General features: G+C 63.9%; 9 protein-coding genes and 1 pseudogene. 5 read left to right on the plus strand and 5 right to left on the minus strand.

Annotation, left to right across the window (positions count from 1 at the left end):
* The first annotated feature begins 611 nt into the window (after positions 1–611).
* Positions 612–1,979, plus strand: coding sequence for a group II intron reverse transcriptase/maturase (gene ltrA / locus GM676_RS05130; RefSeq protein WP_155462315.1), 1,368 nt, complete (start codon positions 612–614; stop codon positions 1,977–1,979).
* A 106-nt stretch (positions 1,980–2,085) separates the two neighbouring features.
* On the opposite strand, the gene GM676_RS05135 is transcribed toward ltrA, so the two are convergent.
* From GM676_RS05135 to GM676_RS05145, 3 genes are read right to left on the minus strand one after another with little or no spacing between them, the layout of a single operon-like run.
* Positions 2,086–2,499 carry an esterase-like activity of phytase family protein gene (locus tag GM676_RS05135; RefSeq protein WP_155462316.1) on the minus strand — a complete coding sequence of 138 codons (414 nt, stop codon included), beginning with the start codon at positions 2,497–2,499 and terminating at the stop codon, positions 2,086–2,088.
* On the minus strand, positions 2,429–2,830 hold the full coding sequence (locus GM676_RS05140; RefSeq protein ID WP_308936677.1) for an esterase-like activity of phytase family protein: 402 nt from the start codon (positions 2,828–2,830) through the stop codon (positions 2,429–2,431). The genes GM676_RS05135 and GM676_RS05140 overlap by 71 nt, the downstream gene beginning before the upstream one ends.
* Entirely contained in the window at positions 2,758–5,022 is a 2,265-nt protein-coding gene (locus GM676_RS05145; RefSeq protein ID WP_170304224.1) for an alpha-L-rhamnosidase-related protein, read from the minus strand. Before GM676_RS05145 ends, GM676_RS05140 begins: the two co-directional genes overlap by 73 nt.
* A 313-nt stretch (positions 5,023–5,335) precedes the next feature.
* Here GM676_RS05145 and GM676_RS05150 point away from each other — a divergent pair, with 313 nt between their 5' ends.
* The 4 genes and pseudogenes from GM676_RS05150 to GM676_RS32560 all read left to right on the plus strand — a co-directional run bounded on the left by GM676_RS05150 (position 5,336) and on the right by GM676_RS32560 (position 9,396).
* Positions 5,336–8,263: a ligand-binding sensor domain-containing diguanylate cyclase gene (locus GM676_RS05150; protein ID WP_267875566.1), complete on the plus strand. Its 2,928-nt coding sequence runs from the start codon at positions 5,336–5,338 to the stop codon at positions 8,261–8,263.
* 91 nt (positions 8,264–8,354) lie between these two features.
* Positions 8,355–8,633: pseudogene (locus GM676_RS32045) on the plus strand (LodA/GoxA family CTQ-dependent oxidase); the annotation flags it as partial.
* 77 nt (positions 8,634–8,710) lie between these two features.
* Positions 8,711–9,043 (plus strand): hypothetical protein, encoded by a 333-nt coding sequence (locus tag GM676_RS32050; protein ID WP_229262544.1) that lies wholly within the window; start codon positions 8,711–8,713, stop codon positions 9,041–9,043.
* Between the two features lie 47 nt (positions 9,044–9,090).
* Entirely contained in the window at positions 9,091–9,396 is a 306-nt protein-coding gene (locus GM676_RS32560) for an FAD-dependent oxidoreductase (protein WP_371866129.1), read from the plus strand.
* A 121-nt stretch (positions 9,397–9,517) separates the two neighbouring features.
* Here GM676_RS32560 and GM676_RS05165 read toward each other — a convergent pair whose 3' ends face one another.
* Both GM676_RS05165 and GM676_RS05170 read right to left on the minus strand, forming a co-directional pair.
* The gene (locus tag GM676_RS05165) at positions 9,518–10,597 is read right to left on the minus strand and encodes a hypothetical protein (RefSeq protein WP_155462321.1); all 1,080 of its coding nucleotides are present in this window, start codon (positions 10,595–10,597) and stop codon (positions 9,518–9,520) included.
* Between the two features lie 140 nt (positions 10,598–10,737).
* Positions 10,738–11,442, minus strand: coding sequence for a FadR/GntR family transcriptional regulator (locus GM676_RS05170; protein ID WP_155462322.1), 705 nt, complete (start codon positions 11,440–11,442; stop codon positions 10,738–10,740).
* Positions 11,443–11,464: the final 22 nt, after the last annotated feature.

The following is an 11,464-nucleotide window of genomic DNA, read 5'->3' on the forward strand; positions in this document are numbered from 1 at the left end:
ATGCTTGTGTGCTCCCAACAATGATCTTGCAACCTCGATGAAACCGGATACCGTATTTTCCAGTGATGCGCCGGCGAACTGGCTGAGGTGATGGTGCTGAACGGTGCGTGTATCGTGGGTTCGAATCCCACCGTCTCCGCCAGAATATTGTCCAGTGTGTCAAATGGACATCAAGAAACCGCCGCTCCTTTATGGGGCGGCGGTTTTTCTTTGTGCGCCCAGCATGGGCGCACTCCTGTGGGTGAAAGTCCCGCCGCGAGCTGACCACAGCGAGCGAAGTGAAGCGCAACTGCGGAAGAGTAATCGACCGTGGGAAGGAAGCGTGGATCGTAAATCACGAGCCGAGGGACACGAACCGCATAGAAGGCGCTACCGAGCAGGGCGAGCAGGCAAAGAACTGCAAAGCTCTTGTGGTCAAGGCGAAGTGGCGTAGATGCGGCGGTTGTGTGATGAAGGAGTGTGGCCTTACCTGGGGACACCCTGCCTCACGTCTGAAAGGACGGTGGCGCTGCCGTAGCAGGGTCTCAGCAGAGGTCATAGTAGTGGGTGGTAGCGCCGGGAAGGCTCGACCCCGCCGACGAAGGACCGAACGAGTAGGAGTGTTATCCGGTATGTCGATGCAACAGGCAATGCGTCAGATGCCCGCGCAAGCGGGGCGGGAGGCCGTAGGTCAGGGTGAGGCCTTGGCTGCCACTTCCAGCGACGAAGCTTGGTGCCCGCGACATGTGTCAGGAGACACAGGATCAATGCTGCTGCGTGCAGCGTTGAGAAGGGAAAACCTGCAACAAGCGTTCAAACGTGTGCGCGCCAACAAGGGTGCGGCCGGGGTAGATGGTCGGGACATCGACGAGACCTCGCGTCATCTGGCCGTGGCTTGGCCGGGAATACGTGAACAATTATTGGCAGGAACGTACCGGCCCAGCCCGGTACGCAGGGTGACGATTCCCAAGCCGGACGGCGGCGAGCGAGAGCTTGGCATCCCGACGGTGACGGATCGGCTGATCCAGCAGGCGCTACTTCAAGTGCTGCAACCGATACTGGACCCGACTTTCAGTGACCACAGCTACGGCTTCCGTCCGGGCCGGCGAGCGCAGGACGCGGTACTTGCCGCCAGAGCGTACGTCCAGTCGGGATGCAGGGTCGTGGTGGACGTGGACTTGTCGAAGTTCTTCGACCGGGTCAACCATGACATCCTGATCGACCGTCTGCGGCAGCGCATCGACGATGTCGGAGTAATCCGGCTGGTCCGGGCTTATCTGAGCAGTGGCATCATGGACCATGGCGTGGTGCAGTCGCGACAGGCGGGCACGCCGCAAGGCGGTCCGCTGTCGCCGCTGCTTGCCAACGTCCTGCTCGATGAAGTGGACAAGGAACTGGAACGACGCGGCCATTGCTTTACACGCTATGCCGATGACGCGAACGTCTACGTTCGCAGCAAACGTGCTGGCGAGCGGGTGATGGCATTGCTGCGCCGTCTTTATGCCAAGTTGCACCTCGTGGTCAACGAAAGCAAGAGCGCGGTCGGCAGTGCCTTTGGACGCAAGTTCCTCGGCTACAGCCTTTGGGGGGAACGTGGGAAGGTGGTGAAACTGAAGGTGGCGGACAAGCCGCTGGCGGCATTCAAGCAGCGAATCCGTGAACTGACACGGCGTTCTGGCGGCAGTAGCATGCCTCAGATCGTTGAAAAGCTGCGCACCTACATGCTTGGCTGGAAAGGGTATTTCAATCTCGCTCAAACTCCGGGCATCTGGAGGGGACTCGATGAATGGCTGCGCCACAGGCTACGGGCAATTCAGCTTAAGCGCTGGAAGCGTGGGAAGACCATGCACCGGGAACTCACCCAGCTCGGGGCCGCGCCCTCGGTTGCGCGGCAGGTGGCGGCTAACAACCGCCGCTGGTGGCGCAACTCTGATCGCTTGCTGAAAACGGTCCTCACGATCGCATACTTTGACCGACTTGGCGTACCACGCCTGTCCTGACCTCAACTACTTGAACCGCCCGGTGCGGACCCGCATGCCGGGTGGTGTGGGAGGGGACCGGCCAGTTATACTGGCTGCCCTATCCCGATATACGCCCGCCGAGGACTTACGGCGTGTTGAGCGGCGCCGGCAGGCGGATCAGGATGAACTCGTTATTGTCCGGTTTTTTCGGATTACGCGAGGTCGAGCCGCCAGGGTAGTTGTTGTCGTTGGTGAGCATCAGCGTGCGGCTGTCGACGATGCGCACCGATTCCACGCACTCCATCGGGAAGGTAAACACGCCATTGATGGTGGCGGCGCCGCCGAGTTGTTTGGGATCGGCGATATTCATCAGATCGACCAGCGACTCCTTGACCAGGTAGCCGCTGGCGTCCACCTTGTTCAAATCGATCTTGTACACGCGCTTGCCCCTGGCGGCCACGTCGAACACGTTCATGATACGGCGCTGGCTATCGGTGTCGGTGCTCAGCTCGCGTTCGAACAGCGTGTAGATGCGGGTGCGCGAAGTGTTGATGGTCATGCTTTCCAGCCAGCGGGAGCTGGGCAGGTTGGCCGTGCCTGCCACCAGATACGGGGTTGTTCGATGTCTGCACCAGCCGGTTGCCGCCCAGCGCCAGTGTGTTCGGCACCGGGATTTCCCTGGTCAGCACCTTGCCGGTGCGGTCGGTCTTGATGAGGAATGGGCCGAACTCGTCGCCAAACCAGAAATTGCCGTCGGCATCGATCAGCATCGACTCGGGATCGATGTCGCCGCCGGTCAGCAGGCGATTGTTTTTGATCAGCGGGTCGACCGCGATGGTCTGGCCGCCGGCGGTGCTGGTGCCCGGGTAGTTGCCGCCATCGGCGACCAGCGTGTAGCCTGCGGCGCGGCGGCAAACGCGGAAAAGCCCTGGACCGGCTGCTTGCCGGCAAACGGCAAGTCATAGCCGTAGGTGCTGGTGGCGGTGGTGTAATCCCCGCCGCTGATGAATTGGCCCGAGGTGGGGCCGGCCACAAAGGTGTCGGAAGAGGGGAGCGACGCCGCCGGTTCCACCGGTGCCGAATAGTCGACAATATACGTTCCCGCATCGGGCATGGGCAACTCGTATTGGCCAGCCCGCGTCTCGCGTATCTCGCCGGCGGTGCTGCGCGGTTTGGTCGTGCTGTCAAGGCGCAGCACTCCCTGGCCACCGGGGCTGACAACTTGTATTCGTTTGGGCGTGACGGCGATGGCGACATCGCCGTACGGTGTCGGCACTTTTCCCTCGATCCAGGCCAGGCCGCCGAGATGGGGCTCGACGCTGTACCGCTTATAACCAGGCGCGGTCGGCGCGACACCGAGATAGTACCGGCCCAGCAAATACACCGGGCTGGCGCCCCATGCGTGACACAGGCTCATGCCGAACCGCTTGCCGTACATCGCATAGCGTTCGACACCTTTTTGGTTCGGGTCGTATTGCTCCCAGAAGCAGGTTGCGCCTTCGCGCAGCATGCCTCCCCAGTAATCCTTCATTTGGCGGGTGACATACGCGTGCTGGCCGTTTTCCGCCAGCGCCGCCAGTTCGTAGAAGCGCATGTAGGGCGTGGTGATCTTTGTGACCTTGTCGTTGAGCAGAACATGCCGCATCACCATCTGCGCCTGGTCCGGCTCCAGATAACCGAGCAGCAACGCGAACATATTCGGATGCCGTGTCACCAAGGTGTTGAGCTTGCCGTTCTCGCGGCTGTGGACGAGGGCCTGCCGCTGCGGGTCCCAGAAGGTGTGCATGATTTTGGCTTTGAGCTCGGCAGACAAGGCGCGGTAATCGGCCGCTCTGGTGTCGTCTCCCGCGATTGCCGCCGCTTCCGCCATCGCCTGCAAGCTGCGCGCGAACAGCAGCTGGATGACGCTCAGCTCACCATCTTTCGGCATCTCGGCCCAGTCGACAAATACCCAGTCGCCTTGCATGCCTTCCAGCATGCCGTTGGCGTTGCGGCGTTTTAAGACGAAATCCATCAAGGTGACCATGCGCGGATAGACGCTCTTCACAAACGCGGCATCGCCCGTGTAGCGGTAATAATCGGCGACGCCGATAAACCAGTACAGCGAGTAATCGAGGATGGTGTTGATGTGCATGTCGACCGGGTCGGCGCCACGCAAGGCCCAGGTGGTACGCTGCACCGCCTCGCGGTCGAAGAACGTGTAGTAGTTCATCAGGTAGGTCTGGACAGCATCCCCCGCCCACACCCAATGGTCACGTTTGACCCCGTCCAGGAAGAATTCCCGGGTGTTGAGTTGCAGCGACCGCAAGGAGACGTCCCATATGCGATTCAGCTCGTCATCGGAACTTTTGAAGCTGCCATGCTGGGTGAGCGGCAGATATTCGTACATCAACGCCACATCGTCCACGCGCATGCCTTCGCTCAGCTGGATGTTGACGTAGCGCAGGGCACGGGAATTTGGCGACAGGAAGTCGCCCTGATGTTGGCTGACGTCGAATTTATCGAGGGTCTCGCAGGCTTCGGGAGACATTGCCTCTTCCATCGTCTCGCCGTAATAAAGCGCGACGCCGCCACTGCCACGCAAGTTGCGCAATTTGATAAAGCCTATCGTCTCTTCACCGAAATCGACCAGCAGGTCATGCGGCCCGCTTGAGGTCTTCACCGGCCGGATCTCCCGGGTGGGGAGCTTGAAAGCGGAAGGGCGCGTGTCGGGCCGGTCGAAATTCCAGTGCGCCGCCTGCGTGGCGCCATAGTGCGGCGGCATGGCGTTAGGCCTTGGGCCGACAGACCAGCTTTCGTCCGAATGGATGGTGGCGCCCTCGACGTAAGTGGACGGCGGTGCCGCTGCATTGAACACTTGGATATTGAGCGTGTGCTTGCCTGCGGGGATGCGAATGCGGTGCTGATCCCCTTGTACCAGTTTGCCATCAATGGCGACGGCGTGGATGCCATCCGCCACCACATTGATATCCTCCGCCTGGGCCAGATCGACCTCGCGGGTAAAGTTAAGTTGTGGCTGATGGTTGTACAGGCGCCAGAACGGCATGAACAGCGCATCCCGCTCGGAGCGCTTGACCTGCATCTGATTGCCAAGCCAGATTTCGAAGTCGCCCGGAAACCATATCCACGTTGGTCCCGACGTTGAAGCGGTTGAAGTGGCGGAGCAAAGCAGGGCGCAAATTGCCAGGGACAAGACATGAGGTCGCATAGTGATCGTTCAGCGGACGAAATCGGGGAGCGGGGCGCGGCGGATACGCCGCCATCGGCCGACTATACAATATAGATGCTTAATAACAACGCCTGGCGACAGCCCATTGTGAAATAATCATCGGAATGACTGATGACTGATGCCTGGGGGCAGTGTGTCCGTCATCCTGGCGACAAATAAGGACAATATGGTAATCGAGGGCATTTGTTCAGATGCTGCCCATAAATGGTGGGGAGGCCGTTCTGCCGCGTGGTTCCTGCATGTTCAGCTGCTGTTCCTGGCCCTGGCGTTCATATGGCCGGCCTATGGCCAGCAGATTCCGCCGCGCCAGTTTGGCCAGCACGAAGGGCTCGGCAATATGGGGGTGACTTCCCTGGTCCAGGATGGCGATGGTTATCTTTGGGCCGGCACGGAAAACGGCCTGTACCGGTATGACGGCGAGCGCTTTCATCGCTTTCGGACCGGCGTGCCCGGCAGCGTGGTGGCGGCCTTGCATGCCGATCAGGCCGGCCAAATCTGGGTCGGCACCACAGAGGGCCTGTGCCGGATCGTGCGCCACGCCTGTCGACAGGTCCTGACCCGGGAGGGCCGCGCTTTGCCGATGGCGCTGGGGCAGCATCTCGCTGTGTTCGGGCCGGACCAAATGGTGGTGGTCAGCGGCGAGCGTTTATGGCGCCTCACGGCGCGCCCGGCGGCCGACACCTGGGAGGCGCGGCCGTTCTTTGACAATCAGGCCGGGGCGCCGCCGCCGGCAATCGACGCGCTGCTGGCCGGCGGCGCCGGCGAGCTGTGGATGGGGTGTGGTGCGCGGATTTGTCATTACCACCATGGCCGTGTCGAGGAATACGGTGTCGCGCACGGCCTGCCGGAGGCGCCGCTGGCGTGGAGCGTCATGCTGCTCGACCAGCGCGGCGAATTGTGGTGCCGCAGCCGCGGCGGACATCTGCTGTCGCTGCCTGCGGGCGGCGCGCGATTCGTCGAGCGCCGCCCTGCGGCGATCAGGCTGGAGGCGCTGCTGGACCCGGTGCTGGCGCAGGATCGCGATGGACGTCTGCTCGTGAGTAATAATTTTGGCCTGACGCGCGGCGGTCCCGGGCGTTGGGAGACGCTCGGCAGCAAGCAGGGCCTGGCCGCCGACGACGAAATCAGTGCCTTGCTGGTGGACCGGGAAGGGGATTTATGGATCGGCATTGCCGGTCGCGGCCTGCGGCACTGGCAAGGCTACCGGCGATGGGAAAACTGGACCGAGCGGCAAGGATTGCCAAGCGCGACCGTCTGGTCGTTCCTGCGCGACCGGGACGGCACGCTATTGGTTGGGACAGGCCGGGGCCTGGCCGCCATGCCCGCGCATGCCGCCGGCTTCGTCACGCACGCCAGGAGCGCCGCCGTCGGCGACGTCCAGCTTGGCAACCTGGCCATGGACCATGCCGGCGGCCTCTGGGCTGGTTCGTTCGCCGGCGCGTTGCAGCGCCGCCGGCCTGGCGGCGCGCGCTTTGAACAGGTGGCGAAATTGCCGAGGATACTGGCGCTGCTGGTGGATCGCAGCGGCCAATTGTGGATCTGCTGCGACGGCGGGTTGTACGTCATCGCCGACCCGGAGCATGATCCGCGGCCGCGGCGGGTTCCGTTGGACGTGGCCGGCACGGGTGGCGGCGTAGTCCGCACCGCGTGCCAGACCGCGCAAGGGGCGCTTTGGTTCCTCGTCAACCGTGAGGTGCTGAGGCTGTACGACGGCCGCTGGACGACGGTCCGGCATGGCTTGCCGGGGGACGTCAGGCTGAGCTTCATGACCTGCGCGGAACAAACGCTCTGGCTCGCCGCGCAAGGCGAGGCGGCGGTCTGGCAGGCCCGCGCCGACGCCGACGTGGCGCGTCTGAGTCCGCTGGCGATGGCGATGGGGCCGCTCAAGGGACAACCGCTCAGCGGCATGCTGATCGACCGGCGCCACTGGCTGTGGCTGGGAACGGACAGCGGCGTCGGCGTCTGGAATGGCAGCGCCTGGCGTTTGCTGAACCAGGACAGCGGCCTAGTCTGGAATGACACCAACCAAGGCGCGCTGTACGAGGATCAAGACGGCTCCGTCTGGATCGGTACGGCCAACGGCGCCTCGCATCTGCTGCATCCGCAATCCCTGTTTGAGCAGCAACCGCTGCGCTTGCTGCTGGACAGGGTCAGCCTGGATGGCGTCACGCTGCCGGCCGCGCGTTTCAGCGTGCCGTGGACGCCGGGCGCGCTGGAGGTGCGGCTGGCGGCATTGTCTTTTCATAACCACGATGCCCTGCGTTACCACTACCGGCTGGATGGATTGGAGCAGCGCTGGAACACCACCGAGGTGCCGCAGTTGCGCTATGCGGCTCTGCCGCCAGGCAAATACGAGCTCCAGATGGTGGCGGAGAACGGCGCGACGGGCATGCGCTCCGCGCTCGTGACCTTGCCGTTCACCTTGGCGCCGCCGTGGTGGCGCACCGTCTGGTTTTACCTGGCCATGGCGGTGCTCGCCCTGGCCTTGCTGGCGCTGGCCTGGCGATGGCGCCTGAACAAGGCGCTGCGGCGGGCGCTGGAGCTGGAGGTCCTGGTCCGCGAGCGCACGCGCGAGCTGGAAGCCTCGCGCGAGCAGCACCGGCTGCGCGCGCTGACCGACAGCCTGACGCAGGCATGGAATCGCGCCGCCATCACCGACCTGATCTCCCGGCAGATCGCGGCGGCGGCTGGCGGCCAGCCGTTCCTGGTGGTGCTGCTGGACCTGGATCATTTCAAGCGCATCAATGACACCCACGGCCACCTGGCCGGCGATGCCGTGCTGAAGGAATTCGTCGCGCGGACGCGCCAGAATCTGCGCGACGCCGACGCGCTGGGCCGCTATGGCGGCGAGGAATTCCTGCTGCTGTTGCCCGGGCTCGACGCCGTCACCGGACACAAGCGCCTGAGCCAGCTTCATCTGGCGGTATGCGCGGCGCCGTTCCCGATCGAGGCGGGCCTGTCGATCGCTGTCACTTGCAGCTTCGGCGTCACCGCCGGGCGCGCCGGCGCCAGCGCCGAGGAACTGATCGGCCAGGCCGACGTGGCGCTCTACCGCGCCAAGGAGAAGGGCCGCAATCGCATCGAATACAATTAATCACACGCCCTGCGCCCACCGACCGTAAGGCGTCGAAATCGAATGGACGGTCGAGCTGGCCAACCACAAGGCGGCCTGGTACAACTTCGAGCTGGCGCTGGACATCCCCGAGGCGGCGACGGCGACACCGTCCACGCGCCGCAATGCCAAGGTGCCGCTGCCCGAGCGCAAGAGTTTATCCATCACGCCGGGCCCCCGCAGCATCCGCGTGCCGGATGGCTCCGGCGAGCGCTACCGGTTCGACGGTGGCGGCTTCATGGGCATCGAGGTGCCGCTGGGCGAGTTGCGCACCGATGCGCGCGGCCGCCTGTGGGTGTTTGGCGGCCATGGCAAGTCGGCGTCGTTCGACGGCGGCGCGCCCACCACGTTTGCCAACAACGATGGATGGTATGACGACACCAGCGATGGCCCGGTGACCGCGCGCGTGCGGCGGGTTTCGGCTATGGCATGCCGCAGCATTTCCTGGCGCCGGAGTATCTGCGCAAGCTGTCGCAGGAGGGCGACACGTACGCGCAACTGCGACGGACGGTCGCTAACGCCTTCCGCAATCCGCAGTACCAGGATGCCGGCTACGAGCAGCAATTGCTGGCCATGGTGAATCATTTTGACCGGCAAGGCATTGTCGAGGTGCGCAAGGGGATTCCGAACGACCCGGAGCTGCCGCCGCTGATGCAGGTTGAGGATCGCGGTGGCCAGCCCTTGTCCGAGGCCGAGCGCAAGGCCACCGACAGCCGCATGCGTCAGGTGGCGCGCCGTGGCACGCCGAAGCCCGCAGAGTGAGCTCCGGCCGGTCCGACCACCCGCTCCAGGAGTAGGATGTGATCATCGTGGGCGCCGGGCCGGCCGGCTCGGCGTTGGCCCGGCGCCTGCGGCCCGGATGCCGGGTGCTGCTGTTGGAGCGGCCGCAAGCGGAAGCGGCCGGGGGGGCAACGCATAGGCGAGTCCTTGCCGGGCGCGGCGCGCGTGCGTTGCGGCGCTTGGGGATGTACGATCGTTTTCTTGCGCAAGGACATGTGGAGCGCGGGGCGCTGGTGTCGCAGTGGGACTTGGACACGCCAACCTGGTTCGATCCCGTTCGCGATCCCCATGAGACGGATGGCACCTGGATCGCGCGCGTTTCGATGCAGGCCTGAAGGCGGCCGCGATTGAGGCGGGGGCTTCCCAGTATCACCAGCGTCTTGGCGAGACCTACGCGGCGGTGAGCCGCTATTCCCATGAGGGGTTCTGGCGACGGCGTACCGCCAGCCGCGCCGATCAGGTTGGCGTTTGATGCCGTGGCAGGGCGATGGCTAGGGTGTAGGGAGCATGTACACTGTCGCGTACCGTGAGCGTCGCTTGATGCTCAAGCAAGAGCCGGCGCGCCAATAAAAGGCTGGCATCGCCCTCCTGTAGTTTTGCGCCGTGTACCGGGAAGATGATGTCGATCAGAATACTGCTTCCACGGGCGTAGCCGTGCAGGGCGATCTCATCGTCCTCGATCGTGCGCTCAAGACAAGCTTGCAACAGGCCTATGAGGGCGGCCGCCAGCAGATCCAGGGGGCCTTGCAGCGCCAAGGCGGGGTTCACCGGCGCCAGCGTCACGCTGCGCTTCAAGACTGATGCGCAGGGCGCGACGGCCGCGACAATCCCTGTCAGGAACGTCGTCAGCGGCACCAGGTGCAGTGCCGTGTCGGCGACCTGGTTCGCGTTATTTTCTTCTCCCATCTCGCTGACGATCTCGTTCAGGTGCAACAAACTGCGTTCGAGGATCTTGCCCGTCATGCCACCTAAGGTCAGTTCGCGCAACTTCAAGGCGGCGATGGCCGTGGTCGCCGTCCCCAAGTGCTTGCGAATGCGTTCCCCCGTGGCGGCCCTGCTCTGCATCTCACCCTGGCGGGACTGGGCCGCCTGCATGCGATGATGATGGAACTCGTATTCGCTCACCGCGCTGGCGATCGCGTTGTCCAGACAATGGTTCAGCAATCGATACTCGCCGATTTCAAGCCGCAAATCCTTGATCTCCGCCAGTTCGACGATGGCCTGGCACATGTCGCCGTAGCTGTGTACCAGCTGATCGATGGGCAACCCCAACGCATACACCTCGCTACCCAGCGAAAAGGCCGCCATCCCGACCTCGGATTGTGATGGGGCTCCGGACACTGGGCCGGATATCGCGCCGCTGCTGTAGGCGCCTTCAGACTCTTCTTGCTGAAGGCTTGCAATTAATTGATCAAGAAAGAGTGCGAAGCCCTTGTCCAGTTCGTGGTCAATCGGCACTTGGCCGCGGTCCTTTCGCAATTGTGCGCCACGGTCCAGTAACCAAGCGTGGTTTTGACTGATAAATTCGTAGAGCATGACGCCTCTCCACTCGTTTTGTTTGCTCGTCGTTGATAAGACGCGCGCGCGAGCTAAAAGTTCCCACCAGCGCCATGCTCCAAGCTTGGGTAAACGACGTCGATCAAGCGGCGCTTTGTCGGGCCAATCCGCCGTGATCCTCAGGCCTGACCGCCGGCGAAGGTGCTGGCCACGCGCTGCAAGTGCGCGCGCATGGCCTTGCGCGCGCCTGCGGCGTCCTGCGCGGCGATGGCGTTGAAGATGGCGCGGTGGTCGGCCAGTGTGGCCTGGCGCAGTTCCTCGGTGCGGTAGTGCTGTTTCATCCGGTGCCACAGGGCGCTGCGCTGGCGCCACAGATAGTCGATCACGCCGACCAGCGCCGCGTTGCCGCTGGCGCGCGCGATCGCCAGGTGGAAGTTGCGGTCGGCCTGTTCGTTGCTGGCGCGGTCTTCGTGGCTGCGCTCCATCTCCAGCAAGGCAGCCAGGATGGCGTCCAGCGCGGCGGCGGTGGCGTTGCGCGCCGCCGTGGCGGCCACTTCGGTCTCGATCACATTGCGGGCCGACAGCACTTCAAACGGTCCCGGTCCGGCTTCCGGCACCGGCGTGGCGGCAGTCTCGCGGACGTACACGCCCGAACCGCCGCACACCTCGACCACGCCGCCCAGTTCCAGCGCGATCAAGCCCTCGCGCAACGACGCCCGGCTGACACCCAGCGATGCCGCCAGTTCCCGCTCGGCGGGCAGGCGCGCGCCGGGGCCCATGTTGTGTTGCCGGATCAGGTCTTGAATCCGCTCGGCCACCACACGGTACATGCGCGGTTCGGGCGGGCGAGCGGCTTGGGCTTCGGTGGTGGAGGGTGATTGCATGATGTCGGAGGTGGCCAGCTTC

Origin of the sequence: Duganella radicis (assembly GCF_009720825.1) — a bacterium.
Lineage (GTDB): Bacteria > Pseudomonadota > Gammaproteobacteria > Burkholderiales > Burkholderiaceae_D > Rugamonas > Rugamonas radicis.